This is a genomic window from Hoeflea prorocentri, assembly GCF_027944115.1.
In the GTDB taxonomy this organism is placed as follows: Bacteria; Pseudomonadota; Alphaproteobacteria; order Rhizobiales; family Rhizobiaceae; genus Hoeflea_A; species Hoeflea_A prorocentri.
The window spans coordinates 149,947-175,913 of record NZ_JAPJZI010000001.1; the positions used below are offsets into that span (position 1 = coordinate 149,947).

General features: G+C 58.9%; 29 protein-coding genes and 1 other RNA gene. 17 read left to right on the top strand and 13 right to left on the bottom strand.

From position 1 onward, the window contains the following. Positions 1–2 precede the first annotated feature (2 nt). Complete coding sequence (locus OQ273_RS00690) at positions 3–206, bottom strand: YdcH family protein (protein ID WP_267988548.1); 204 nt, start codon at positions 204–206, stop codon at positions 3–5. 222 nt (positions 207–428) lie between these two features. On the opposite strand from OQ273_RS00690, the gene OQ273_RS00695 reads away from it, so the two are divergent. Continuing rightward, positions 429–626 (top strand): YdcH family protein, encoded by a 198-nt coding sequence (locus tag OQ273_RS00695; protein ID WP_267988549.1) that lies wholly within the window; start codon positions 429–431, stop codon positions 624–626. Between the two features lie 73 nt (positions 627–699). Here the strand turns inward: OQ273_RS00695 and OQ273_RS00700 are convergent, their stop codons facing one another. Next, positions 700–2,346, bottom strand: coding sequence for an acyl-CoA synthetase (locus OQ273_RS00700; RefSeq protein ID WP_267988550.1), 1,647 nt, complete (start codon positions 2,344–2,346; stop codon positions 700–702). Positions 2,347–2,373: 27 nt separating this feature from the next. Beyond that, positions 2,374–3,147, bottom strand: a complete 774-nt coding sequence (locus OQ273_RS00705) for a sulfite exporter TauE/SafE family protein (protein ID WP_267988551.1) — start codon at positions 3,145–3,147, stop codon at positions 2,374–2,376. Between the two features lie 107 nt (positions 3,148–3,254). Between OQ273_RS00705 and OQ273_RS00710 the strand changes: the two genes are divergently transcribed. From OQ273_RS00710 to OQ273_RS00745, 8 genes are all read left to right on the top strand, one after another. After that, positions 3,255–3,908 (top strand): thiamine phosphate synthase, encoded by a 654-nt coding sequence (locus tag OQ273_RS00710; protein WP_267988552.1) that lies wholly within the window; start codon positions 3,255–3,257, stop codon positions 3,906–3,908. A gap of 8 nt (positions 3,909–3,916) precedes the next feature. Next, positions 3,917–4,918, top strand: coding sequence for a tetratricopeptide repeat protein (locus OQ273_RS00715; protein WP_267988553.1), 1,002 nt, complete (start codon positions 3,917–3,919; stop codon positions 4,916–4,918). Between the two features lie 113 nt (positions 4,919–5,031). Further along, the gene (efp, locus tag OQ273_RS00720) at positions 5,032–5,595 is read left to right on the top strand and encodes an elongation factor P (protein WP_267988554.1); all 564 of its coding nucleotides are present in this window, start codon (positions 5,032–5,034) and stop codon (positions 5,593–5,595) included. A 36-nt stretch (positions 5,596–5,631) separates the two neighbouring features. Continuing rightward, positions 5,632–6,426, top strand: coding sequence for an inositol monophosphatase family protein (locus OQ273_RS00725; protein WP_267988555.1), 795 nt, complete (start codon positions 5,632–5,634; stop codon positions 6,424–6,426). A gap of 519 nt (positions 6,427–6,945) precedes the next feature. After that, a complete protein-coding gene (locus OQ273_RS00730; RefSeq protein WP_267988556.1) occupies positions 6,946–8,007 on the top strand; it encodes a MotA/TolQ/ExbB proton channel family protein in 1,062 nt (353 codons plus the stop codon). A 3-nt stretch (positions 8,008–8,010) separates the two neighbouring features. Then, positions 8,011–9,042 (top strand): peptidoglycan -binding protein, encoded by a 1,032-nt coding sequence (locus OQ273_RS00735; RefSeq protein WP_267988557.1) that lies wholly within the window; start codon positions 8,011–8,013, stop codon positions 9,040–9,042. Between the two features lie 60 nt (positions 9,043–9,102). Continuing rightward, entirely contained in the window at positions 9,103–10,752 is a 1,650-nt protein-coding gene (locus OQ273_RS00740; protein WP_267988558.1) for an FAD-binding dehydrogenase, read from the top strand. Positions 10,753–10,787: 35 nt separating this feature from the next. Further along, entirely contained in the window at positions 10,788–11,291 is a 504-nt protein-coding gene (locus tag OQ273_RS00745) for a cupin domain-containing protein (protein WP_267988559.1), read from the top strand. Between the two features lie 14 nt (positions 11,292–11,305). Here the strand turns inward: OQ273_RS00745 and OQ273_RS00750 are convergent, their stop codons facing one another. Continuing rightward, positions 11,306–11,782, bottom strand: coding sequence for a nucleotidyltransferase family protein (locus OQ273_RS00750; RefSeq protein WP_267988560.1), 477 nt, complete (start codon positions 11,780–11,782; stop codon positions 11,306–11,308). Further along, positions 11,783–13,552, bottom strand: a complete 1,770-nt coding sequence (locus OQ273_RS00755; RefSeq protein WP_267992999.1) for an ABC transporter transmembrane domain-containing protein — start codon at positions 13,550–13,552, stop codon at positions 11,783–11,785. Between the two features lie 219 nt (positions 13,553–13,771). On the opposite strand from OQ273_RS00755, the gene rpmE reads away from it, so the two are divergent. Beyond that, positions 13,772–13,993 carry a 50S ribosomal protein L31 gene (gene rpmE / locus OQ273_RS00760; protein WP_267988561.1) on the top strand — a complete coding sequence of 74 codons (222 nt, stop codon included), beginning with the start codon at positions 13,772–13,774 and terminating at the stop codon, positions 13,991–13,993. Positions 13,994–14,090: 97 nt separating this feature from the next. Here rpmE and rcdA read toward each other — a convergent pair whose 3' ends face one another. Both rcdA and OQ273_RS00770 read right to left on the bottom strand, forming a co-directional pair. Beyond that, the gene (gene rcdA / locus OQ273_RS00765; protein WP_267988562.1) at positions 14,091–14,609 is read right to left on the bottom strand and encodes a protease adaptor protein RcdA; all 519 of its coding nucleotides are present in this window, start codon (positions 14,607–14,609) and stop codon (positions 14,091–14,093) included. A 403-nt stretch (positions 14,610–15,012) separates the two neighbouring features. Then, positions 15,013–15,201 (bottom strand): DUF1192 domain-containing protein, encoded by a 189-nt coding sequence (locus OQ273_RS00770; protein ID WP_267988563.1) that lies wholly within the window; start codon positions 15,199–15,201, stop codon positions 15,013–15,015. 93 nt (positions 15,202–15,294) lie between these two features. Between OQ273_RS00770 and OQ273_RS00775 the strand changes: the two genes are divergently transcribed. Both OQ273_RS00775 and OQ273_RS00780 read left to right on the top strand, forming a co-directional pair. After that, complete coding sequence (locus tag OQ273_RS00775) at positions 15,295–16,275, top strand: NAD(P)H-quinone oxidoreductase (RefSeq protein ID WP_267988564.1); 981 nt, start codon at positions 15,295–15,297, stop codon at positions 16,273–16,275. 9 nt (positions 16,276–16,284) lie between these two features. Further along, a complete protein-coding gene (locus OQ273_RS00780; protein ID WP_267988565.1) occupies positions 16,285–16,440 on the top strand; it encodes a hypothetical protein in 156 nt (51 codons plus the stop codon). 4 nt (positions 16,441–16,444) lie between these two features. Here OQ273_RS00780 and OQ273_RS00785 read toward each other — a convergent pair whose 3' ends face one another. From OQ273_RS00785 to tkt, 6 genes are all read right to left on the bottom strand, one after another. Beyond that, a complete protein-coding gene (locus OQ273_RS00785; RefSeq protein WP_267988566.1) occupies positions 16,445–17,212 on the bottom strand; it encodes an SGNH/GDSL hydrolase family protein in 768 nt (255 codons plus the stop codon). A 107-nt stretch (positions 17,213–17,319) separates the two neighbouring features. Continuing rightward, on the bottom strand, positions 17,320–18,345 hold the full coding sequence (locus OQ273_RS00790; protein WP_267988567.1) for a class I fructose-bisphosphate aldolase: 1,026 nt from the start codon (positions 18,343–18,345) through the stop codon (positions 17,320–17,322). A gap of 413 nt (positions 18,346–18,758) precedes the next feature. After that, positions 18,759–19,955: a phosphoglycerate kinase gene (locus OQ273_RS00795; RefSeq protein ID WP_267988568.1), complete on the bottom strand. Its 1,197-nt coding sequence runs from the start codon at positions 19,953–19,955 to the stop codon at positions 18,759–18,761. A gap of 2 nt (positions 19,956–19,957) precedes the next feature. Further along, on the bottom strand, positions 19,958–20,266 hold the full coding sequence (locus tag OQ273_RS00800) for a DUF1272 domain-containing protein (protein ID WP_267988569.1): 309 nt from the start codon (positions 20,264–20,266) through the stop codon (positions 19,958–19,960). A gap of 16 nt (positions 20,267–20,282) precedes the next feature. Then, positions 20,283–21,284: a type I glyceraldehyde-3-phosphate dehydrogenase gene (gap, locus tag OQ273_RS00805; protein ID WP_267988570.1), complete on the bottom strand. Its 1,002-nt coding sequence runs from the start codon at positions 21,282–21,284 to the stop codon at positions 20,283–20,285. Between the two features lie 71 nt (positions 21,285–21,355). Further along, entirely contained in the window at positions 21,356–23,359 is a 2,004-nt protein-coding gene (gene tkt, locus OQ273_RS00810; RefSeq protein ID WP_267988571.1) for a transketolase, read from the bottom strand. A gap of 324 nt (positions 23,360–23,683) precedes the next feature. Between tkt and OQ273_RS00815 the strand changes: the two genes are divergently transcribed. From OQ273_RS00815 to OQ273_RS00835, 5 genes are all read left to right on the top strand, one after another. Beyond that, a complete protein-coding gene (locus tag OQ273_RS00815) occupies positions 23,684–23,956 on the top strand; it encodes a DUF4164 domain-containing protein (RefSeq protein ID WP_267988572.1) in 273 nt (90 codons plus the stop codon). 3 nt (positions 23,957–23,959) lie between these two features. Then, positions 23,960–24,319 carry a cell division protein ZapA gene (locus tag OQ273_RS00820; RefSeq protein WP_267988573.1) on the top strand — a complete coding sequence of 120 codons (360 nt, stop codon included), beginning with the start codon at positions 23,960–23,962 and terminating at the stop codon, positions 24,317–24,319. 61 nt (positions 24,320–24,380) lie between these two features. Continuing rightward, positions 24,381–24,538, top strand: a non-coding RNA gene (gene ssrS / locus OQ273_RS00825) — 6S RNA. A gap of 17 nt (positions 24,539–24,555) precedes the next feature. After that, positions 24,556–25,146 carry a 5-formyltetrahydrofolate cyclo-ligase gene (locus OQ273_RS00830; RefSeq protein ID WP_267988574.1) on the top strand — a complete coding sequence of 197 codons (591 nt, stop codon included), beginning with the start codon at positions 24,556–24,558 and terminating at the stop codon, positions 25,144–25,146. After that, positions 25,143–25,961 carry a TIGR00282 family metallophosphoesterase gene (locus OQ273_RS00835; protein WP_267988575.1) on the top strand — a complete coding sequence of 273 codons (819 nt, stop codon included), beginning with the start codon at positions 25,143–25,145 and terminating at the stop codon, positions 25,959–25,961. The genes OQ273_RS00830 and OQ273_RS00835 overlap by 4 nt, the downstream gene beginning before the upstream one ends. The last annotated feature ends 6 nt before the right edge of the window (positions 25,962–25,967 follow it).

Here is a 25,967-nt window from a genome sequence, read left to right on the forward strand (position 1 = left end):
CTTCAAGCGATAATGTCAGGAATGATCTGGTCTTCAACCTTGGCGATCTTGTCCTTGATCGCAAGTTTCTTCTTTTTCATGCGCTGTACCTGAAGCGCGTCACAACCCACGGTTAGCATGGCCTTGATCGCGGCGTCGAAGTCCTCATGTTCCTGGCGCAAGCGTGCGGCCTTTAAGCGCAGTTCTGCCTGTTCCTGGTCCGACATGCCATCTCCCCGTCGTCAGCATGATTGCAAGCCCTTCTAATCCCGGCGGTTGAAGAACATGCGGCATGCTCTAGCACTTTGTTGGATTCGGCAAAACAGCAATCGTCATAAAGTTATCCACGGTCTTGAAATTAGTCTTCGACAACATCCATATTTTAATGGCACAATCTTAAGTCGCTGCCCTAGCCGGCGGCATGACAGGCAAAGAAAAGGAGTTGTTCTATGGCAATCCACGCTCGTCTTGAAACGCTTGAAAAGAAACACGGCGCTCTGGAAGAGGAACTCCATCTGGCTCTCAATCATCCATCTTACGATGATACGACGATAAACGACATCAAGCGGCGCAAGCTACGATTAAAAGACGAGATCGAGCGATTGCGAGGAGAAATGTCTGAAACATCGCGTATGGAGCTGAACTAGTCTAATCCCGGAGCTGCCGCTGGTCCGCAATGCGGCGGCTCCGTCTTTCTTCCCGTTGCTGCAGCGTTCGCCTTTACTGGGCGTTTTTGACCTGCTCGCGAAGGACGAATTTTTGTATTTTTCCGGTCGATGTCTTGGGCACGTCCTGAAAAACCACATATCGCGGGCACTTGAAATGAGCGAGCAGTCCGCGGCAATGCTGGATCATCTCATCGGCTGATGCTTCCATGCCGGGCTTGAGTTCAACAAAAGCGCAAGGGGTTTCACCCCATTTGTCATCCGGCTGCGCGACAACAGCCGCCGCCTGCACCGCGGGGTGTTTGTAGAGGGCATCCTCCACCTCGATGGACGAGATGTTCTCTCCGCCCGAGATGATGATGTCCTTCGAGCGGTCCTTGAGCTGAATATAGCCATCCGGGTGCATGACGCCGAGGTCGCCGGAGTGGAACCAGCCGCCGGCAAAGGCTTCCGCGCTGGCGTCGGGATTCTTCAGGTAGCCCTTCATCACAATGTTGCCGCGAAACATGACCTCGCCGATGGTCTCACCGTCTGGCGGGACCGGCTCCATGGTCTGCGGATCGCGGACCGACAGGTCTTCCAGCGCCGTATAACGCACACCCTGGCGGGCTTTCATGGCAATGCGCCGCTGCTGATCCAGCTCGTCCCACTCACGGTGCCATTCATTGACGACGGCCGGGCCGTAGGTTTCCGTCAGGCCATAAAGATGAACGACCTCAAATCCGGCCTCGGCCATCTGGGCGAGAACGGATTCGGGCGGTGGCGCTGCGGCCGTGTTGAAGGAGACGGTCTGGCTGAAGGGGCGTTTTTCTTCTTGCGGCGCATTCAGCAATGTCGCCATGACGATGGGCGCGCCGCACAGATGGGTTATGCCATGCTCGGCAATGGCGTCGTACATCGCGCCGGCGCGCACCCATCGGAGACACACATGGGTTCCTGCGACAACGCTGAGCGTCCAGGGAAAACACCACCCGTTGCAGTGAAACATCGGCAGTGTCCAAAGATAGACCGGATGCCTGCCCATGCCGGACGCGACGACGTTGGCGTAACCCATGAGTGCGGCTCCGCGATGATGGTAGACCACGCCCTTGGGGTTTCCGGTGGTGCCGGATGTGTAATTAAGTGAAATCGAATCCCACTCATCACCCGGCATGTGCCAGTCATAGTCGGGATCGCCTTGCGAGATGAACGCCTCATAATCTTCCGTGCCGATCCTTTCACCCTTTGCAAATGGCGTGTTTTCGCCGAATTCGGGATCGTCGTAATCAATGACCAGAGGGTCGACGGAAGCGATGTCCAGGGCCTCTTTCACCACGCCGGAGAACTCGCGGTCGACAATCAGTATCTTTACGTCCGCATGGTCGAGCTGAAATGCGATGATCGCCGCATCGAGGCGGGTATTCATTGAATGCAGGACGGCGCCTGTCATCGGAACACCGTGATGGGCCTCCAGCATGGCCGGGGTGTTGGATAACATCACCGAAACCGTGTCGCCCTTGTCGATGCCGCGATTGGCGAGCGCCGAGGCGAGCTGGCGGGAACGGGCGTAGAAGGTCCGGTAGGTCATCCGCAACGAACCGTGGATCACCGCGATGTGGTCCGGATAGACGCTTGCCGCACGCGCCAGATGTGTAAGCGGCGTCAAGGGCTGATAATTGGCGGGGTTGCGGTCGAGATCGGTCTCATACGGATTGACAGTCATGCTTCCTCCCCGAAAGTCTGATCCTGATCAGTGCAATAGCGCATTCATGCCATCTGCAACAAGTTTGACCGATGTCGCCAGGATCGTCAGGTACATCAGCGGATAGAAAACCTCGGGACGCAGGCGTTTGACGATCCAGGCCCCGGCGAGTGTTGCCAGCGGCGCCAGTGGCATCAGGACAAATGATGCGCTCAAATTGCTGGCGTCAAACTGGCCAAGGGCAAAATAGGGGATCAGCTTGACCGCATTGACGATCGCAAAGTAGCGGGTGCTGGTGCCGACATAGACTTTGGGATCAAGGCGCAGCGGCAAGGTGTAGATCTGGAACGGCGGCCCGCCGGCGTGGGTGACGAAACTGGTGAAGCCGGAAATTGTCGCCCAGAATGTGCCCTTGACAGGCTGTTGGGGCCTGGGTGGTGGCTCCTTGCCGCGACGTGCCTTGTAGCGTTCGTAGACGTATAGACCAACGAACCAGATGGCGATGAGGCCAACGAGGAGCCGGATCAGTTCCGTTGACACCAGCGAAGCGGTCAGCCAGCCGATACCGATACCGATCATGGCGCCGGGCAACATTACCTTCAGCGTTGTTGCGTCATTGTAGTGACGCCAGATCCAAAGGCTGAAAATATCCATGACGATCATGATCGGCAGCAAGATCGCGGCGGCCTGGACGGGCGATATGACCAGTGCCAGGATCGGGACACCCATCAGCGCAAAGGCGCCGCCAAGACCACCCTTGGACAGTCCGACGAGGATTACGGCAGGAACGGCTGCTGCGTAGAAGATGAAATCTGTGGGCATAGGCGCTGTTGATCCGAACTCCCGCGTGGTCTATCGGGAACCGAACAAAAAGGCGAGAGCTTCGTACGGATATACACCGTCCGGCCTCATCGGGTCAGTGAGTATTCATGTCAGATATTGAAAACAGGTGCAGGCTTGTTCTGATCGCACCACCCATGGACGACCCCGACGCTGCGCGCGAACTCATTGCCGGCGCGCTGCGCGGCGGAGATGTCGCGTCGGTCATTCTTCCGCAATATGGACTTGACGAACGCGCTTTTCAGGACGTTGCGGAGGCGGTTGTGCCGCTGGTGCAGAAAGCCGGGGCAGCAGCGATGGTCGCAGGAGACAGCAGGATAGCCGCGCGCTCGAAGGCGGATGGGCTGCATGTCGACGGCGGCCGGGATGTGCTTGCGGACGCGATCGAGCGTTTTTCTCCCGGCATGATGGTCGGCGCGGGCAGGGCCAAGGATCGCCATTCAGCCCTTGAGATCGGTGAATTGCGGCCCGATTACGTGTTTTTCGGGAAACTGGACGGCGACATCAAGGCCGAACCGCATCCCAGGAACCTGGCGCTTGCCGAGTGGTGGGCCTCAATGGTGGAAATTCCATGCATCGTCATGGGCGGGCGGGACATTTCATCGGTGGTTGAGATTGCGCAAAGCGGAGCAGAGTTCGTCGCGCTGCGGGACGCCGTCTTTGCCGAACCCGGTGCGGCGGCCATCAAGGTCACTGAGGCGAACGCGCTGCTCGACGAAAAAGCGCCACGGTTTGGAGATTAGGTGTCGTTATGACGAGATTTGGGATCATAACTGCAGCACTTGCCATCCTGTTTGCCGCAATCGGCGCGGCCAAAGCCGTTGAAAGCGAAGATGCGACGGCTGCGCCGAGCTCCGGGATAGCTGCGGAAGCTGCCGGTTCGGAAGGCGTGGAGGCGGATGGTCCCGAGGCCGAACCCGTGACCGAAAGCGATGCGGCCTACGGTGCGTTCCAGCGCGGCCTTTATCTGACGGCTTTTCAATTGGCACTGCCGAGAGCGAAGCTTGGAGACCCGGCCGCCCAGACCCTTGTTGCGGAAATCTACGCGCGTGGCCTCGGTGTTCCCCGCAGTATGAAGGACGCGGCATTCTGGTATGAAAACGCTGCAAACAGCGGAGACACGGCGGCACAGTTGAAATATGCGCTGATGCTGCTGGAGGGGCGGCACGTAAAGGGCGATCGCGACAGGGCGCGTGAACTGATGAAACAGGCGGCCGATGCCGGCAATTCGTCCGCTCAATTCAACTATGGTCAGATGCTCATAACCGACCAACCGGGCAATGAAGGTGTCCAAAAGGCGCTTCCCTATATGACGCAGGCGGCCAGCAGCGGAATTGCCGACGCCCAGTTTGCTCTGGCGCAGATTTATGCTTACGGCACAGGGATCGAGGCCCACCCGGAAAAGGCGCGCATGTGGATGATCCGCGCGGCGCGGTCGGGCTTCGATACCGCACAGCTTGATCTTGCCGTCTGGCTGATTGACGGTATCGGCGGCGACATCGACTATCAGGCCGGTTTCGGCTGGATGCGCCGTGCCGCCAATCTCGGCAACGTCATGGCGCAGAACCGCCTGTCGCATCTTTATATCAACGCAATCGGGACACGGCCGGATCCGATCGAAGCAGCCAAGTGGTATATTCTGTCGCGCCGTGCCGGCCTTGACGATGGCCGCCTTGAGGATTTCTTCCAGGGGCTGACGGCGGACGAGCAGAAAGCCGGTATCGAGGCGGCGAACAATTTCCGCTCGCGTTAGCTGGCTTCCCATGGAACGCCTTAAATCCTGCCAGCGCCTGCTGCCCGGGCTTGCATGTCCTGCGCAATTGTGTTCTTGAGGCGCCGAATTGACAGAAGACCGGAAACGCTCCCATGAAAATAAACGGAAATGAGATTCGCCCTGGAAACGTCATCGAGCACAATGGCGGGCTGTGGGTGGCCGTCAAGACGAACGCCGTCAAACCCGGAAAGGGCGGCGCGTTCAATCAGGTCGAATTGAAGAACCTTATCGATGGAACGAAGCTCAATGAACGGTTTCGGGCGTCGGAGACGGTCGAGAAAGTACGGCTGGAGCAAAAAGATTTCCAGTACCTGTACGAGCAGGGCGAGATGCTCGTTTTCATGGACAATGAAACCTATGAGCAGCTCGAATTGCCGCAGGATTTTGTCGGTGACCGGGCAAAGTTCCTGCAGGACGGCATGATGGTGACGGTGGAGCTCTACGAGGAAAAGCCGATCGGCATTTCGCTCCCGGACCAGGTCAGCCTGACGATCACGGAAGCAGACCCGGTTGTCAAAGGCCAGACGGCTGCGTCTTCCTATAAGCCAGCGGTTATGGAAAACGGCGTGCGTGTCATGGTGCCGCCCTTCATCGAGGCCGGTGAGCGCATTCTGGTCGATACAAACGAAATTACCTATATCCGCCGGGCGGACTGAACCGTCCGGGCTTTTCAAACCTCATAAGGCATCGCAATGGCCCGTTCAGCGCTACTCAACGTCATGGTACAGGCCGCTCTGAAGGCAGGCCGGTCCCTTTCCCGTGATTTCGGAGAGGTTCAGAACCTTCAGGTATCCCTGAAGGGCCCCAGCGACTATGTCAGCCAGGCCGACCACAAGGCCGAAGAAGTGATCCTTGGCGAGCTGCGCCGGGCGCGACCGACCTACGGGGTGCTGGCGGAAGAAAGCGGCGAGGACAAGGGAACGGACGGTCAGCACAGATGGATTGTCGATCCGCTTGACGGGACCACCAATTTTCTCCACGGCATTCCGCTTTTCTCGGTATCGATCGCGCTTGAAAGGGCGGGCGAGATTGTCGCCGGCGTTGTCTATAACCCGGCAATGGACGAGCTTTATTCGGCCGAACGGGGTGGCGGCGCCTTCCTGAACGACAGACGGATGCGTGTCGCAGGGCGAAGGCAGCTTTCAGACTGTGTCGTGGGCACAGGCGTTCCGCATCTCGGCCGCGGCCAGCATGGCCAATATCTTATCGAGCTGAGCCATATGATGGGCGAGGTTGCCGGGATCCGGCGTCTCGGATCGGCCGCGCTGGACCTTGCCTATGTGGCCGCCGGACGTATGGATGGCTACTGGGAAGATCATCTCTCTCCCTGGGACCTGGCCGCTGGTGTCATCCTTGTGCGGGAGGCGGGCGGTTTTGTATCGGATCGCGATGGGGGCGGTAAAATCTTTGAAAAGAAGAGTATCGTCGCCGGTAATGAACGCGTGCAAAAAGAGTTGTTGTCCTTGCTCAAGCGACCGGCAAAATAGGGTCGTATTTTCGTTCTAGGTGCTAGAGCGTGTCTTGTTTAAATTGAAGCATTTGATGGCGGAAAACCGGTCCACTCGGCAAGGCGCGTCGCGCAACGCTATGTGGTGCATCGGGCAAGCGGCGCAACGCTGCCGATGGGCCGATTTCCCGCCACCCCTGAAAGGACTGTTTTTTTGAAACACAGATATAGATCGGCCAGGCGATTTTGCCCTCTGACTGCGTTGGCTCGCGCTTGTGGTGGGACAGCACCACGGCGCGCAATCCGCCTTGTCAGTGACCAAAATCGCCCCGGTCATATGCATTAATTTGAACACGACATGCTCTAATCTTGCCTTCCGGTCTTTCCTTTCTTCGTTGTTTTTGTTTAGTTTCATGAAGATTGATTTGAGGGCGCGACAAGAGCAATGCCGGGCAAGCGGTCTATGACCGATGGTGATTTGCCCGTGTAAGAGGGAAGCGGACCGCGTGAGCCTATGCAAGGCAGCACCGCGGTGCCGAAAAGGTAGGGTACACGGCTTATGGCAAAGCTAAGACTGTCGGGCTGGGGCTTGTCGGAACAGGATTTGGGGGTCGAGCCGCACCGCTTGTCGAGCCCGCTGGTGTTTTTCTGGAGCCAGGTCATCTTCCTTATCATGACGGGCTTCCTGGCTGCCATTCTCTATCGTCAGATATCAAGCGCATTCTTTGCAAATCCGGGCCTTAACGGCCTCATTTTGTTTGTGTTGGCCATCGGTGTGCTGCTGGCGGTCAATCAGGTTTTGCGGCTTCGGCCCGAGGTCAGCTGGGTCAATTCCTTTCGCCAGGGCAGCGACCGGATGCGCGGCTCACGCAGTCCGACGCTTCTGGCGCCGATGCGCGTGCTGCTTGGGCGCAAGCAATCCATGTCGCTTTCGACCACGTCCCTGCGGTCGATCCTCGATTCCATTGCGACACGGCTGGACGAGTCGCGTGATACCTCCCGTTACATGATCGGGCTGTTGGTGTTCCTCGGTCTGCTTGGAACATTCTGGGGACTGCTTCAGACGATTGCATCGATCAATGATGTGATTCAGGCGCTTGATCCGAGCTCAGGCAATACAAACGATGTCCTGCAGGAACTGAAGGACGGACTGGAAGCGCCGCTTGCCGGCATGGGAACGGCATTTTCGTCATCCCTGTTCGGACTTGCCGGATCGCTTGTTCTGGGGTTTCTCGACCTGCAGGCGGGCCGGGCGCAGAACCGCTTTTATACCGAGCTTGAGAACTGGCTCTCAACGGTGACGGATCCCGACTTCGATATTGCAGCACCGGAGATGGCGGGAGGCGCCGAATCCTCGGAGGATATCCGCCGCCTCTCCGAAACCGTCCAGACCATGGCGCAGGCCGGCGGCGGCATCAATCAACGATCCACCGCTGCCATGGCCAATCTTGCCGAAGGCATTCAGGGTCTTGTGAAAAATATGCGCAGCGAGCAGCAGATGCTGCGCGACTGGATTGAAGCGCAGCAATCCGAATCCAAGGCCATGCGACAGACCCTGGACTCGCTCAGCGAGGAAATCGGCAAGATGGACGGCAACGGCAAGAAATCCAAGGGCGGTTAGACAATGGCGCTGGCGCGAAACCGACGCGGCGACCGGGGAGTCGATTACTGGCCCGGATTTGTCGATGCCCTGTCGACGCTGCTTCTTGCCATCATGTTTCTGCTGTCGGTCTTCGTGATCGCGCAGTTCCTCTTGAGCCGTGAAATCAGCGGCCGTGACGAGGTCTTGAACAGGCTCAACTCGCAGATCAATGAGCTCACCCAGCTTCTTGCGCTTGAGCAATCGGGGCGGCAGGACCTGGAAGATGCGCTTGCCAATATGCAGGCCACGCTGAACGATGCAGAGAGCGAACGGTCGCGGCTACAGGAGCTTCTGGCGCGCGGTGCAGGGGCCTCCAGCGCAGCGGAAGCGCAGGTCGGCGTACTGAGCCAGTCGCTCGATGAGGAACGCCAGATCAGCCAGCGCGCGCTTTCGCAGGTGGAATTGCTTAATCAGCAGATTGCCGCGCTGCGCCGCCAAATCGCCGCACTCGAAGACGCGCTTGATGCCTCCGAAGCCAAGGACAGAGAATCGCAGACAAAGATAGCCGACCTTGGCCGGCGGTTGAATGTTGCCCTTGCCCAACGGGTTCAGGAGCTGAACCGTTATCGCTCCGATTTCTTTGGGCGGTTGCGTGAAATCCTGTCGGACCGCGAAAATATCCGCATTGTCGGCGACCGCTTCGTGTTCCAGTCCGAAGTGCTTTTCCCGTCAGGCAGCGATCAGCTCAACGCCGAAGGGCAGCAGGAGATGGCAAAGCTTGCCAGCGCCCTGCAGGATCTTGCCCGGGAAATCCCGGAGGATATCAACTGGGTTTTGCGCGTTGACGGTCATACGGACAATGTTCCGCTATCGGGCACCGGACGCTTTGCCGACAACTGGGAACTGTCCTCGGCGCGCGCAACATCCGTGGTGAAATATCTTATCAGCAGGGGTGTGCCGGCCAATCGTCTGGTTGCCGCAGGCTTCGGGGAGTTCCAACCGATCGAACCAGGCAATTCGACCGAGGCCCGTGCGACCAACCGCCGTATCGAGCTCAAATTGACCGAGCGCTGACGATTTGGTCGAACCTGCTATCGGTTCCGATTGTCGCCAGTCGAGGGCATTGGAGGAAAGATGGATTGTGACGTCATCGTCGTGGGCGCCGGCCTTGCGGGACTCGTTGCTGCAGCTGAGCTTGCCGATGCGGGCAAATCGGTCATCATTGTCGACCAGGAAAACGAGAACAATATCGGCGGTCAGGCCTTCTGGTCCTTCGGAGGCCTGTTTTTTGTCGATTCACCTGAACAGCGGCGGCTGCGTATTCGCGACAGCCATGCACTCGCCTGGCAGGACTGGCAGGGATCTGCTGGTTTCGACCGGGAGGAAGATCACTGGCCGCGCCGCTGGGCCGAAGCTTATGTCGATTTTGCCGCCGGTGAGAAACGCCCTTGGCTTCACCAGCAGGGCGTTCGCTGGTTCCCGGTTGTAGGATGGGCCGAACGCGGCGGTGCGTTGTCCGACGGTCACGGCAATTCGGTTCCCCGCTTCCATATCACCTGGGGTACTGGCCCCGGCCTTCTCGCCCCGTTCGAACGGCGGGTCCGCGAGGGTGTTGCACGCGGCAAGGTGCGACTGTGTTTCCGCCATCAGGTGGACGACATTGTCGTAACGGATGGCCGGGTGACGGGCGTCAGCGGCAGTTTGCTGGAAGAAACGGATGCGCCGCGGGCCGTGCAATCTTCTCGTGAAGTGACCGGGACATTCTCTTTCGCTGCCGGCGCGGTGATCGTCACGTCCGGTGGCATTGGCGGAAATCATGACCTGGTGCGCAAAAACTGGCCGCGCGAACGCCTTGGCGAACCGCCATCAACGATGGTGTCAGGCGTGCCGCATCATGTCGACGGCAGAATGCTGCAGATCAGCGAGGATGCGGGTGCAGCGATCATCAATTCAGACCGCATGTGGCACTACACCGAAGGCGTGAAGAACTGGGATCCTATCTGGCCGAAACACGGCATCCGTGTTCTGCCCGGTCCATCCTCGTTCTGGTGTGATGCAAAGGGCAACCGGATGCCGATCCCGTGCCTGCCGGGTTTCGATACGCTGTCCACCCTGGGTCACATCATGAAGACCGGCTATGACTACAGCTGGTTCGTTCTGACCCAATCGATCATCGAAAAGGAATTCGCGCTTTCCGGTTCGGAGCAGAACCCCGATCTCACGGAAAAGAGCATTGCGAAGGTTTTGCAACGGGTGCGCAAGGGCGCCCCGGCACCGGTGGAAGCCTTCAAGGAAAAGGGAGAAGACTTCGTCGTTCGTGATACGCTTGATGCGCTGGTGGATGGAATGAATGCGCTCACGGGAGAAGATCTGATCAATCTCGACCATCTGCTTGCGCAAATCGAAGGACGCGACCGCGAGATAGAAAACCCGTATTCCAAGGATCTTCAGATTGTCGCCATGCGTGGCGCCCGCAACTTTATCGGCGACAAGCTTATCCGCACGGCAAAGCCGCATCGCCTCCTCGATCCGAAACATGGGCCGCTCATTGCGGTGCGGCTGAACATTTTGACCCGCAAGACGCTTGGCGGCATCCACACCGATCTTTCCGCCCGGGTACTGGACCGGACCGGTAATGTGATCGAGGGCCTTTATGCAGCCGGCGAAGCGGCAGGTTTTGGCGGCGGCGGCATGCACGGTTACAATGCGCTCGAAGGAACCTTCCTCGGCGGCTGCATCTTTTCAGGCCGCACGGCCGGACGGGCGGCATCCGGCGCTGTCTGATTCCAACCGACGAAAAGACTTGGAGACTGCAGGTGATGCGTAAGAACCCTGGTCCCGTTGCCCGGATTGCCGATCTTGAACGTGAGCCTTTCAGTCAGGGCACGTCATATGAGAGCCAGGATACGCCGCTTGGCGAGCGGCTTGGTCTGACCGCGATCGGCGCGACCTATATTGAAGTTCCGCCCGGCAAATCCAGCTGCCCGTTTCACAACCATCACATGGAAGACGAGATGTTCGTCATTCTTGGGGGACAGGCTGAGTACCGTTTTGGCGACCGGAGTTTCGAGGTCAAAGCCGGTGATGTGCTTGGCGCGCCGAGAGGTGGTCCCGAAACGGCCCACAAGCTGACCAACACGGGCGAAGCTGTGTTGCGCTATATCGCTGTTTCCAGCAAGGCCGATGTGGAATTGTGCGAATACCCCGACAGCGGCAAGTTTCTTGTCAGCGACAGGCGCGATCCGACAGGGCCAGCCAGTTTCCGTCATATCGGCCGGGCAGATAGCAGTCTTGACTATTGGGACGGCGAGGACGGCTCCTGAGTGCGCCAGGCCAACTATGCCTGACGATGGGAAAGCCTGTCGCCGATCAATGCCGCGCGCTCGCGATCTTTTTTGCGGCCGAAACGCAAAAACAGCGTGTGCTGTTCTTCAAGCGAAGGTACAAACACCGTTGCACCGGCCCAATCGACCGCAATCCGGCTTTCCAGCCTTACCGGATTCCAATGGCCGTTTTCATGAAGATGCAGATCGGCGAGCAGATCGATGGGCAGCAGGCCCTCGATACAGATGCGAGCAAACGGGTCTGATCGGAAATGCGGATCGGGCTGGGGAGGCGGGACCGGCTGTTTCCAGTAATCCAGGAACACGAGCGCCGAAGCACGATCGGTGAAAAGGTCAATATCGTGCGGTTCACCGATATCGATCCCGCTCAAGACAAGCGCGCCGCTGCCGATGATCCACCAGTTGCCGCTGGCGGCCGGAGCCGCATTTGCGATGGCGTGCAGCGTTTCGGCGAGCCTTTGCCCCGGCATCTATTGCGCCGCTTCGGTTTCGGATGGCTCGTCGTGGTGAAACTGCAGCCGGGCAAGGCGTGCATACATGCCGCCTTTCTTCACGAGGCTTGCATGGTTGCCTTCCTCAACGATCCGACCGTGATCCATGACCAGGATACGATCTGCCTTTTTGACGGTCGCCAGCCGGTGCGCAACCACGAGGGTGGTGCGTCCCTTCATCAGGGCATTGAGAGCCGTTTGCACAAGCGTTTCGCTCTCCGCGTCCAGTGCCGATGTCGCCTCGTCAAGGAGAAGGATCGGTGCGTCTTTCAAAAGCGCCCGGGCAATGGCGATGCGCTGGCGCTGTCCGCCCGAAAGCGTGATGCCGCGCTCTCCGACAAGCGTGTCATATCCGTTTTCCATGCGGGCGATGAACGGGTCGGCCAATGCGGCTTTAGCGGCGTCCAGTATGTCTGCTTCGGTGGCATCGGGCCTGCCGAAAGCAATATTGTCCCTGATCGAACTTGCAAAAATCGCAACATCCTGCGGCACGCTGGCGAGGCGCTGGCGGACGGCAACAGGATCGGCCTGCTTTACATCAACGTCATCCAACAGGATTGCACCGCTCTCGGGATCGTAGAAACGGCTGATCAGGGAAAACAGCGTGCTCTTTCCCGCTCCCGACGGCCCGACGATCGCGACAGTCTCCCCTGGCTGAATGGAAAAAGACAGGCCGTCCAGAATTGGTTCGTCAGGGCGCGCCGGATAGGAGAACACAACGTCGCGAAAGGCGACGGAACCAAGCGGCGGCTCAGGCAGCGGCTTGGGGTGCGGCGGCGCTGCGATGGCCGGTGCTTCGTCAAGCAGCTCCGTCAACCGTTCGGCGGCCCCTGCTGCCTGTGAGACCTCGCCCCAGACCTCAGACAGGGAGCCCAGGCTCGAAGCGGCAAGGATCGAATAGAGCAGGAACTGGCCCAGCGTTCCGGCCGACATTTCGCCGCCAAGAACGCTGTGCGCCCCGAACCAGAGGATGCCGACAATGCTGCCGAAAATCATCAAAATCGCGAAACCGGTCAGGAATGCCCGGGCGCGTACCGCTGCACGTGCAGCTATGAAGGCGCTTTCGACCGCATCGGCATATCGTCTGTTGGCCGTCGGTTCGCCGTTGAAGGCCTGCACGGTTCGCGATGCGCCGATTGCCTCGCTTGCGTAGGCCGTCGCGTCGGCAAGGGTATCCTGTGCTTCGCGAGAGCGGCCACGAACTGACCGGCCAAAGCCCACGAGCGGGAAGACGATGATCGGAATGGCAATCAGCACCAGGCCGGACAGGCCCGGGCTGGTGACGATCATCATGACCACCGCGCCGAGACACAGGATTGTGTTGCGCAGAGCCATGGAGGCGGTGGCGCCTACCGCGGACTTGATTTGTGTGGTGTCGGCGCTCAGTCGCGAGACAATTTCGCCGGATTTGTTGGCGTCGAAGAAGGATGGCGACAACTCGGTGACATGGCTGAACACATCGCGCCTGAGATCGGAGACGACCCGCTCTCCAATCGTGATCACGAAGTAGTAGCGCATGGCGCTGGCGAGCGCGAGAAGCGACGCGATAACCAGGAGCATGGTGAAATAGTTGTTGATGAAACCGACATCGGCATCGGTGAAGCCATGGTCAATCATGCGCCGCACTGCGAGCGGCAGGGCAAGGGTCGTTCCGGCGGCAAGAAGCAATGCCACTATCGCCCCGCTGACCAGTCCGCGATACCGGAGAATATAGGGAAATAATCGCGCGAGCGGTCTCATCGACCGCATGCGGCTGGCGTTGTCACGAGTATTTTCCGCCAATGCTTTGTTCCGTTGTAAACCGGCGGCAAAAAACCGCTGTCCCTCTTGTCAGTTTTCAGCCCTTCATGTATAGGCTCGCCATCGAATTGGGAAGCCGTGACCTTTCGGGTATGCGGCTTTGTTTATGACATGGGCCGGTTTGCCGCAGTTGTCTGCGCCCGGGCCGGACTTTTGCAGGACATAGCAATGAAAGCTGATATCCATCCCGACTATCACATGATCAAAGTGGTCATGACCGATGGCACAGAATATGAGACGCGCTCGACCTGGGGTGCTGAAGGTGACACGATGACACTGGAAATCGATCCGAAGGCCCATCCGGCCTGGACCGGCGGTCATCAGCATCTGCTTGATCGCGGCGGTCGCGTTTCGAAGTTCAAGAAGCGGTTTGAAGGTCTCGGACTGTAAAACGCGTTTCCGGCATACGCCGGTCTGAACAGAAAACCCCGCTCGAAACGAGCGGGGTTTTTTTGTTTGCCGGAACGCTGCCGGCAATTTGAATTTTCTAGTTGTTGCCGAAGGCCGTCTTCAGAAGCGAGAGTTGCGCCTGGACCGAATTCTCATTGTCCGGTGTGGACGGCGTATTGCTCTTGCGATGATAGATTTCCTTGTCCAGAAGTGCGACGCGCGCCTGGAGGCGCAGCGAACGTTCGACAAGGTCGCGAAATGCTTCGGGCAGATCGTCCCAGCCCGGTGCGCTGCGGTCGCAGGCAAAACCGTCGAGGCGGACCTTGGTCTTTTCGGCAATCACCTGTTCGCGGGTCATCTCGCCATTGTTGACGGCGCGCTGCAAGAGCAGCCAGGACGCCATCTGCATCAGGCGCGTGGTCAGGCGCATGGATTCAGCGGCATAAAGCACGGACGCCATGCGCGGGAGCGCTTTGGCAGCCACGCGGCCCGTTCCGTCCAGATAGGCGGCCGTTTCCTCAACCAGTCCCATTCCTTCCGAATAAAGCGTGCGGAAGGAAGCGGACGATGTGATGCGCTCCGCAAACTGGATTGTATTCTTGTTGGTATCAGCCATGCCCAATGCCTCGTTCGGTGCGAATAATACAATAATATAAACACAACAAGCCGCAGCTCCGCCGTACCCGTACCGCCGCTTGCCGCCTCACAGTGGGGCTTGCCGGCTTGCAACGCAAGGCAATTCTTAAGGAAGGGTTAACGGCTTTCAGCCTCTGATAACCAAAGTGCAACAGCCCGTTTTTTGCTGAAAATTGAGGCTTTGGGCAAAAAAAAAGAGCCGCGACGCGGCTCTCAGAAGTTTAACAGGGAGGCATCAAACAGAATGACATCTTGTCACTCAGTCCGAATCCAGAAGAACTGGATGTATATGATAATGATCCGTAAAGCTTAACGCAGGGTTAACGGCCTTAAGAAAATGCGAATTTTTAAAAGCTGTTTACCATCCTGCGCGCCCGGTGCCGCTAGCGAAACAGCGATTCCGCGGCGTTCTTGCTTTTCTCCTTTGAGGACCTTTCAGTCTCCAGCCGCTCGATCTCCTGTTGCAGCATCGAAATGCGCTCCTGCAGCTCATCCACGGAAATCATGGACAGATCGCAGCCGATTTCATGGGTCAGGGGCTTTTTCTGCGGCTCGTCCTCAAAAATAGACATCGTTTCCTCCATGGGCATTGCTGATTTTGAATGATATGGGAAATGCAAAAGGGAATCCAACCAGACTGGGCGGGCAGGAGCCGCCGGACAATCATGAAAGCCATTGAAATCCGTGAACCGGGAGGACCGGAAGTTCTCGTCGCCGTCGAGCGACCGATGCCGGAGCCGGCCGCCGGTGAACTGCTGATTGCCGTCAAGGCTGCCGGTGTCAACCGTCCCGACTGTCTGCAGCGCATGGGTGCATATCCACCGCCACCGGGCGCGCCGGACATACCGGGCCTGGAGGTCGCGGGACTGGTTGAGGCGGTGGGCGATGGTGTCGGCGCTTTCAAGGTCGGTGATCCGGTCTGTGCGCTGGTGCCGGGGGGTGGCTATGCCGAATACTGCACGGTGCATGAAACCAACGCGCTCCCCGTTCCCGCCGGCTTCAGCTTCGGTGAAGCAGCGGCGATCCCGGAAACCTACTTCACCGTGTGGAACAATGTCTTCCAGCGTGGCGGGCTGCAATCCGGCGAGACCCTGCTGGTCCATGGCGGCTCGTCTGGAATCGGAACGACGGCGATACAGCTTGCCAGGCATTTCGGGGCCAAGGTGATGGTGACCGCAGGCTCAAAGGACAAATGCAAGGCCTGTCTTGATCTCGGCGCCGATCTCGCCATCAATTACCGCGAGGACGATTTTGTTGCCGTTGTCAAGGAAGAGACGGGAGGTGAGGGGGCAGATCTCATTCTCGATATGGTGGGCGGGGACTATATCTCCCGCAACTATGACGTTGCAGCGGTAGAGGGGCGGATCGTTCAGATCGCCTTTTTGCAGGGCGCCCGGGTCGAGGCGGATTTTTCAAAGCTGATGATGAAACGGCTCGTGCATACCGGCTCCACCCTTCGTGCGCGCTCCGTCGTCTTCAAATCCGATATTGCCTCGGAGCTCAGACGTAAAGTCTGGCCTCTGCTTTCCAGGCGCGCCGTTGCGCCCGTCATGGACACGATGTTTCCGCTTGAGCGTGCATCCGCGGCCCATGCCCGCATGGAAGAGGGCGATCATATCGGCAAGATCGTTCTCGACGTTGGATAGCGGGCGGCCATGACCAAAGTAATTGCAATCGTTCTTCTGCTGGCGATGATCGCCCATCTGATCAGGCCGCTGGGTCTTCCGGGTCTCAAGCGGCGTGGTGACTTCTGGAAGATCGCGGTCTTTGCATTTCTGGCGATGATGGTTGTGGTCGTTTTCCAGCTTTAGGCTGCTATTGTGCCGCCTCGGCGTGTTCCGTTTTCGTCGTGGCTGGCTCGCCTGCATCTTCCAGAATCGTGTCGGCAAGAAGCTCGGCCCAATACCGATAGCCGGCGGCGCCGGCATGAAAGCCGTCTTCGGAAAAGCCGGCGGGATCATGGGGATAGAGTTGCGCCGCCGCCATGGCGAAACGCTCCTTGCAGAGCTGCCTTCCCATGCGATTGATGATCGAGGCGCGCATGTGAAGGATGTGCGCAAGCAGCGGCGGCAGGCTTGGCACCATCCGCATATCGATAACCGGGGACCACAGGATAACAGCTTCCGGCCATTTGGCCCGAAGGGCGTAGAGCAGTCCGCCGAAGCCGCGCTTGAACTTCTTTGCCGTCACGAAGTTCTTTGCGTCATTTGTACCGGCAGCGATAATGATGTGTGTGTAATCGATCCGTTCAAGATTTGGCACGACATGATCACGGATCTCGGCGCAGACGGCCGAATTGGCACCGGCGTTGCGCCAGCTTACGCTCTTGCCGGTCCGCTCATAGAGAATTGCTGCAAGTTGTGCTCCGACGGTTTCCGATACATCGTCGACACCGACGCCGGCGGCAGACGAATCTCCCACGACAAGCAGGCGCAACGGTGCAATATCTGCCTGCCCGGCGACACCGAACGGCCTGCCTTGAGGCGGGCTGAGGCGCGGCGTGCCTGCCCGCACCCGAAGGCCTGACACAATGGCGACCGGCGCGAGCAGCCAACTCGCAATGCCATAAAAGAGATGTTTCATCGCTCGCCAAAAGCCCTCTGCTCGCGGCCCGCCATTTCAAGGCAGGCCGTAAGCCATGACGCCCCAGCTTGCAGGTGCTGTCAAGCGTGCCGGGTGTGGCTGTGGTCTCAGGCAGCCTGTTCGAGGTCGCGATTCCAGTTGCCGGTGGCGGCAAGGCCGTTCATGCGGGCGCGATGCGAGAAGGCACGCTGGCCGGCTGCTACATTTTCAGGCTTGCCGCCCCAGGCTTGGAGACATGCGGCCTGAAGGGCACGCCCATAGGAGAAGGTCAGCTGCCAGGGCATATCGTAAGCCGCGTTCATGGCAGACAGATGCGCGGTTGCTTCTTCGTCCGACTGACCGCCGGACAGGAATGCAATCCCGGGCACGGATGCCGGAACGGTGGCACGCAGGCAACGGACGGTTTTTTCCGCGATTTCTTCGACGCTTGCCTTGCGGGCATTCTTGCCGTCGATCACCATATTCGGCTTCAGGACCATGCCTTCCAGGCTGACACGGGCGTTGAAGAGTTCGGCAAATACGGCGCGAAGCACCTCTTGCGTCACCTCATAGCAACGGTCGACGGAATGGTCGCCCGGCTCGCCGTCCATGAGGATTTCAGGTTCAACAATCGGCACGATGCCGGCTTCCTGGCAAAGCGCTGCATAGCGTGCGAGCGCCTGGGCATTGGCGCGAACCGCGCCCCGGTTCGGCAGGACATCCGAAATGGCAATAACACCGCGCCATTTGGCAAAGCGCGCGCCAAGGCCGTAATACTCGGAAAGCCGGTCCCGCAAACCATCAAGACCTTCGGTAACCTTTTCGCCCGGAAATGCGGCCAGATCCTTTGCACCGCCGTCGACCTTGATGCCGGGTACAGCGCCGGTATTGCGAATGATCTCGACGAGCGGCGTGCCATCGGCTGCCTTCTGGCGCAGCGTTTCATCGAATAGGATCACGCCGGAGATGTATTTGCGCATTGCCTCGTCGGCGCGAAAGAGCATTTCGCGGTAATCGCGGCGGTTTTCCTCGGTCGATTCAACGCCGATTGAATCGAACCGTTTCTTGATGGTGCCGCTGGATTCATCGGCCGCCAATATTCCCTTGCCGCTCGCTACCATTGCCCCGGCGATGTCTTCCAGGCGTTCACTCATCGATTGCTCTCCTTGCTTGCGGGCCGCAGCGCCGGTTCAAACGGCTGCATGGGGCGGTTCTTTTCATCGTGTTTGCGAAATTTCCCATGCCGATACCAGAAGACAGAGGACAGGAAAATGCCGCGCGTGGTGATTGAATCGATTGAATGTGCTTCAATCGATTGAAATCCTCAGATGTTTTTCGTCATGGTTTATGAGCCCTTTGGCTTTGAAGCCAGGAAGACGTCTGCGTAGTGGTATCCGCGAGGTGCTGAAAGCAGCAGAAAACCCGCAATGTCTACAACCGGCGGGCTCGCACATGTTGCGCTGCTGCCAAAAGCCGATCAAGGTCTTCATGCCGGCAGCCGAACGACCCGGCAGGGCCGTTTCATCTGATCCCGTGTCAGCGGTCCGTGCCTGTCGGCTTCAGGCACTCAAGCCTTGAGCGCATCAACGCCCGGCAGCGGTTTGCCTTCCATCCACTCAAGGAATGCTCCACCAGCGGTGGATACATAGCTGAAATCCTTGGCAACGCCGGCGTGATTGAGCGCTGCGACAGTGTCGCCGCCGCCCGCTACGGAAACCAGGAGACCTTCCCTGGTGCGCTCGGCGGCATATTTGGCGGCAGCGACGGTTGCTGCATCAAAGGGGGCAATCTCGAATGCGCCAAGCGGGCCGTTCCACACAAGCGTATTTGCCTTGTGGATCCAGTCATTGACGGCCTCGATGGATTTGGGGCCCAAGTCGAGGATCATGCCGTCCGCCGGTATGGCGTTGATGCTGACAGTCTCGTTCTCGGCACCTGCTGCAAATTCCTTCGCGACGACACCGTCAACCGGCAGCACGATTGCGCAATTGTTGGAGGCCGCTTCAATCATGATCTGCTTGGCGGTTGCCGCAAGATCGTGTTCGCAAAGCGATTTGCCGACATCGGTCCCCTTGGCGGCGAGAAACGTATTGGCCATGCCGCCGCCGATCACCAGGGCATCCACCTTGCCGACAAGGTTCATCAACAGGTCCAGTTTGGTCGACACCTTGGCCCCGCCGACAATGGCGACAACCGGGCGTGCCGGGCTTCCGAGGCCTTTCTCCAGAGCCTCCAGTTCCGCCTGCATGGTGCGTCCCGCATAGGACGGCAGAATATGCGCCAGACCCTCGGTCGAAGCGTGGGCGCGGTGGGCTGCCGAAAAGGCATCATCGACATAGATATCGCCGTTTTCGGCAAGCAGTTTGGCGAATTGCGGATCGTTCGCTTCCTCGCCAGCGTGAAAGCGGACATTTTCCAGCAGCAGGATATCGCCGTTTGACATGGCGTTGACCGCGTCCAATGCGGGCTGCCCGACGCAATCGGCGGCAAAGTGCACCCGATGGTCGATGATCTCCTCGACCGTGTGGGCGATCGGCTGCAGCGACATGCTGCCTACCACCTCCCCCTTGGGCCGGCCGAAATGGGCGAGCAGGATAACCTTGGCGCCCTTTTTCGACAGTTCGATCAAGGTGGGGCACACACGTTCGATGCGTGTTGTATCGGTGACGGCACCGTCTTTAACCGGAACGTTGAGGTCGACGCGGGTCAAAATCCGTTTCCCGGCGACGTCGGTCAGTGAATCCAGGGTTTTGAATTGGCTCATGGTCAGCGCTCTCGTGGCGGGGTATCTTTCAGGCGGTGGATAAATTCGGCCAGCTTCTCACGGTCATGCTTCAGATGCATCCGCTTGGCTGAGGCCGGCGCATTGCCGAGGCCTGTTCCGTTCCGGTATGCGTTTTTCGGACGGATCGGCCGTTTCTCAAATCCGCCCCCGCAGTTGGGGCAGACATTGTGCAACCGGGTTTCCACGCAGTTTGCGCAGAAGGTGCATTCATAGCTGCATATCATGGCATCGGGCGCATCCGCGAGCAGGTCGATATCGCAGTATTCGCAATTCGGCCTGATTGTCAGCATGCGCCCTTTGCCTCTTCTATATCAGCTTACCCATGGCGATGGCGGTATCCAACATACGGTTGGAGAAACCCCATTCATTGTCGTACCAGGTCAGAATCCGCACGAATGTGCCGTCCAGGACCTTCGTCTGGTCCATGTGGAAAATGGACGAGTGCGGGTCATGATTGAGGTCCACGGACACAAGCGGCTCGTCCGTATAACCGAGAATACCCTTCAGATCGCCGTCGGCGGCAGTGCGGATTGCGGCATTGACCTCTTCAACACTTGTCTCGCGCGATGCGATGAAGTTCAGATCGACGACCGATACATTCGGCGTCGGCACGCGGATGGCAACACCGTCAAGCTTGCCGTTGAGTTCGGGAAGGACAAGACCGACCGCCTTGGCAGCGCCCGTCGAAGTCGGAATCATCGACATGGCGGCAGCGCGGGCCCGATAAAGATCCTTGTGCATCGTGTCCAGCGTCGGCTGGTCGCCCGTATAGGAGTGGATCGTCGTCATGAAGCCCTTTTCCATGCCGATGGCATTGTTGAGCACATAGGCAACGGGCGAAAGGCAGTTGGTGGTGCACGAGGCGTTGGAGACGACAAGGTCCTCGGCCGTCAGGGCGTCGTCATTGACGCCGAAAACAATGGTCTTGTCGGCGCCGCTTGCCGGCGCGGAAACCAGAACGCGGCTGGAGCCGTTCTCAAGGTGCATGGCCGCCTTGTCGCGTGCCGTAAATATGCCGGTACACTCAAGAGCGACGTCCACATCTGCCCAGGGAAGCTCTTTCGGGTCGCGGATAGCCGTGACCTTGATGGGGCCGCGGCCGACATCAATGGTGTCGCCCTCAACCGTCACTGTTCCGGGGAAGCGGCCATGAACGCTGTCGTAACGGATCAGATGCGCGTTCGTTTCCACCGGTCCCAGATCGTTGATTGCAACAACCTCGATATCAGTGCGGCCCGATTCGATGAGGGCACGCAGCACATTGCGGCCGATGCGGCCAAATCCGTTGATGGCGACTTTGACGGTCATGGATAGTCTCCCGTAAATAATACCTATGGTCCCGGACAGCAGCCTCGCGGGGCTGATCCGTGTGCAGAAAATCAGGCGGCGTCGCCGGCCAGGCTTTCCAACTTTGCTTCGACGGCTTCGAATGCTGCATCGGCCGTGATGCCGAAATGGCCATACAATTCCTTATAAGGCGCGGAGGCCCCAAAGGAACTCATGCCGACGAAAATTCCATCATTTCCGATAAAGCGGTCCCAACCCTGACGCACACCCGCCTCAATGGCGACCTTTACCGGCGAGTTGCCCAGGATCGCTTCCTTGTATTCCTCGGTCTGCTCTTCAAACAGTTCGAAAGACGGCACTGAAACGACGCGCGTCGTGTGTCCGGCAGCTTCGATCTTCTCGCGGGCCTCCAGGGCGATCTCAACCTCGGAGCCGGATGCGAAAATGGTCACGTCCGCGTCGCTCGCGGGGGCGATGTCGTAGGCGCCGAATGCACACATATTCTCTTCGATATAGGAGGTGCGGACTGCCGGCAGGTTCTGGCGCGTCAAGGCGATGCCGGAGGGCCTTGCCTCCGACTCAAGGGCAAGCTGCCAGCACTCGGCGGTTTCGGTGGCATCCGCCGGCCGGAAGACAAGCAGGTTCGGCATGGCGCGCAACGACGCCAGGTGCTCGACCGGCTGATGGGTGGGGCCATCTTCGCCAAGCCCGATGGAATCGTGCGTCAACACGTGGATCACCCGAATGCCCATCAGTGCGGCAAGCCTGATCGACGGTCGGCAGTAATCGGAAAAGATGAGAAATCCGCCGGAATAGGGGATGAGGCCGCCGTGCAAGGCGATCCCGTTCATTGCAGCCGCCATTCCATGTTCGCGAATGCCGTAATGGATGTAACGGCCGGAAAAATCGTCAGGCGTAATGGCCGGCGTGTGTTCGGTCTTTGTGTTGTTGGAGCCGGTCAGGTCTGCCGAGCCGCCAAGCGTTTCAGGCACCACACCGTTTATGACATTCAGCGCCGCTTCCGATGCCTTGCGGGTTGCGACTGTGGGTTTGTCTTCGGCGAGCTTTTTCTTGTACTCGTCTATGGCGCTGTCGAAGCCGCCGGGCAGTTCGCCGCTCATGCGTCGGACAAAGGCGGCGCGCTGTCCGGCATCGGCCTGTTCTACTTTTTCTTCCCAGGCCTTGCGTTCCTTGGTGGAGCGCAGCCCGGCAAGACGCCAGCAGTCTAGAACGTCGGACGGCACGTCGAAGGCTTCGTGCGGCCAATCGAGCTTTGCGCGAACACCCTCGATTTCCTCCGCGCCGAGCGGTGAGCCATGGGCTTTGGCCGTGCCGGCCTTTGTCGGTGCGCCGTAGCCGATGGTCGTCTTGCAGGCGATCATGGTTGGTCTGTCGGACGTTTTGGCTCTCTCGATTGCCTCGGCAATGGCATCTGGATCATGACCGTCAATGCTGATCGTATTCCAGCCGCTGGCCTCGAAACGTGTCACCTGGTCGGTGGAATCGGAAAGGCTGATAGCACCGTCGATCGAAATATCGTTGTCGTCCCAAAACACAATCAGCTTGTTGAGCTTGAGATGACCGGCAAGCGCAATGGCCTCCTGGCTGATGCCTTCCATGAGGCATCCGTCGCCGGCAAGCACATAAGTGTGGTGATCCATGAGATCGCTGCCGAATTCGTCGGCCAGCTTGCGTTCGGCGATCGCCATGCCGACGGCATTTGCCAGACCCTGCCCGAGCGGTCCGGTTGTTGTTTCGATGCCGGCTGCGTGGCCGTATTCAGGGTGCCCGGCGGTCTTGTATCCAAGCTGCCTGAAATTCTTGATCTCCTCGAGCGTGATGTCTTCATATCCGAGGAGATAAAGAAGGGAATAAATCAGCATCGAACCATGGCCGGCTGACAGCACGAAGCGGTCGCGATTCGGCCAGTCCGGGCTCTTTGGGTCGAAGGTCATGAAACGCGTGAACAGGACGGTCGCAATGTCGGCGGCGCCCATGGGAAGTCCCGGGTGTCCGGACTTGGCCTTTTCGACTGCATCCATGGAAAGAAAACGGATTGCGTTTGCCATCCGATCGTGTTTTTCGCGTGGGATCATGATTTTTTTCGGCTTTATCAGGGTATCGAGAAGCGACCCTGCGCGGTCGCCCGTTGAAAGCACGTGACACATAGCAGGTGGCGTCGCGGAGTCAACAAACGAGGCTGCCTATCGGCCTTATGGCGGCGCAATTGAGCCCGCCTGCGGATCTGTTGCCGCCATGAGGGCGCAGGCCGATGTGTGTCGAGCGCGACGGGTTATCCCCAATCGAATAGCGCAAGAAGTGCAACAATATTTGACGCCTGCTTCCTGCACCGCATAATCTTCGTACGGTAAGTGCCCGAGAATCAAACGAATTGTGAACTCGAAGGCATAAGGCAGAGCATGTCAGGCGAGAAAACAGCAAAATCAGCGCTCGAGGATCTCAGCAAGGCTTTGTCGCGGCTTGAGAACTCTGTGGATGGACGCCTTGAGAAAGAGCGCGACTTTGCTGATGCGGAAGAAGAAGTCCAACGACTGAATTCCGACAGGTCGCGTCTTGCACAGGAGCTCGACCAGTCCGAGGAACGGGCAGGCCGGCTTGAGGAGGCGAATCGCGAGGTGTCCCGCAGGCTCGTAACGGCAATGGAGACGATCCGCGCGGTCTTGGATCGATAGGCGATGGCACAGGTCACGGTGAACATTGACGGCAAGGCCTATCGAATGGCCTGCGAGGAAGGCCAGGAGCCTCACCTGACGGAGCTTGCGAGCAAATTCGACCAGTATGTCGGACATCTGAAGGGTGAGTTCGGAGAAATCGGTGACTTGCGCATCACGGTGATGGCCGGGATTCTGGTCATGGATGAGCTCAGCGAGGCACAGCGCAAGCTGCACGGATTGGAAAGCGAAGTCGGCAGTCTGAAAAAGACCCGCGATACGGCGCTTGCGCGCGTCGACGATGCGGATTCGACGCTGGCCGACACGGTCTCCAAGATCACCGAGCAAATCGAGCGCATTACCGAAAAGATCGAAAAAAGTTGAATACCGCGACATTGTGAACCGCGGGGCTGGCGCATCATCCACGCCGACACTATATTCCCGCGGCGGTCTGCGCCTCTCGGTTGGAAAAACAATCCCCGGGGCCTTAATCGATCCTAAGGGAGCTGTCCCTGTTTAGACTCGTGGGTTTTTACACACGGCGCCCACCTACGCTGTAGGTTCCCGGGATCGTAAACCTCCGCCGGTTGCCGCGGACCGCTCCGCAACAGGCCAGTCTCATGTCCGAAAAGAAACTCAAATCAGAAATCCGCCGCACTGTGCTTGCCGCGCGTGATGCGCTCGATGCGCAGTGGCGCATTGAGGCAAGCCTTGCAATAGATACGGCTGGTGCTGAGGCAATCGTGTTGAACAAAGGCGCGGTGATCTCCGGCTTCTGGCCGATCCGTTCGGAGGTCGATGTGCGTCCGCTCATGTTCTCGCTGCGGGAAAAAGGCGCAAGACTGTGTCTTCCCACCATCGTTGACAAAACGACGATCGTGTTCAGGGAATTGCTGCGCGGCGCGCCGATGGTCGATACGGGTTTTGGAACCGCCGGGCCCGGGCCGGAGGCAGCCATTGTGGACCCGACGGTCATGCTTGTGCCGCTGGCGGCTTTCGACCGCCGGGGCCACCGTATCGGATACGGGGCGGGCTACTATGACCGGGCGATTGCCAATCTGCGCAAAAAGGGAATAGAACCGCTGCTGATCGGCGTCGCGTTCGAGGCGCAGGAAGTGGAGCAGATACCGAGCGAGGCGCATGATGTGGCGCTGTCGGCGGTCCTGACGGAAAGGGGGCTTCGCCTTATGCCTGAGGTCAGCGGTTCATGAGGCTATTATTTCTCGGCGATATGGTCGGCCGGAGCGGACGCACGGCCGTTTGGGACAAGCTGCCCGGACTGATCGAGGAGTTCAGCTTCGATTTTGTCGTCGTTAACGGCGAAAACGCGGCCGGTGGCTTCGGCATCACCGAAGAGATATTCCTGCGCACGATCGAGAGCGGGGCGGACGTGGTGACGACGGGCAACCATGTGTGGGACCAGCGCGAGGCGCTAAGCTTTTGCGAGCGCCACGATCGTTTCGTCAGGCCGGCGAATTTTCCCGGGGGAACGCCGGGGCGCGGCTCGGGTGTTTATGTCGCGCGCAACGGCGCGCGGGTCCTCGTCAGCAACATTATGGGCCGGATTTTCATGCATCCGGATCTTGACGATCCTTTCATGACGGCCGAGCGTGAGCTTGCGGCCTGCCCGTTGGGGGAACAGGCCGATGCCGTCATCATCGACTTTCATGCCGAGGCAACCAGCGAAAAACAGTGTTTCGGCCATTTCGTCGATGGACGGGCCAGTCTTGTCGTTGGAACGCACACCCATATTCCGACGGCTGACCACCAGGTGCTGAACGGCGGGACAGCCTATATCTCGGACGCCGGCATGTGTGGTGATTTTGATTCATCGCTTGGCATGGACAAGGAAGAGCCGATCAACAGGTTTGTCTCCAAGATACCGAAGGGCCGGTTTGAAGCGGCGACCGGTCCGGCAACCCTTTGTGGCGTTGCCGTGGAGATTTCCGAGCGAACCGGGCTGGCAGAATCCATCCAGCCGCTGCGCATCGGCCCGCGGCTGGAAGAGTGCCTGCCGGTCTACTAAAGCGTG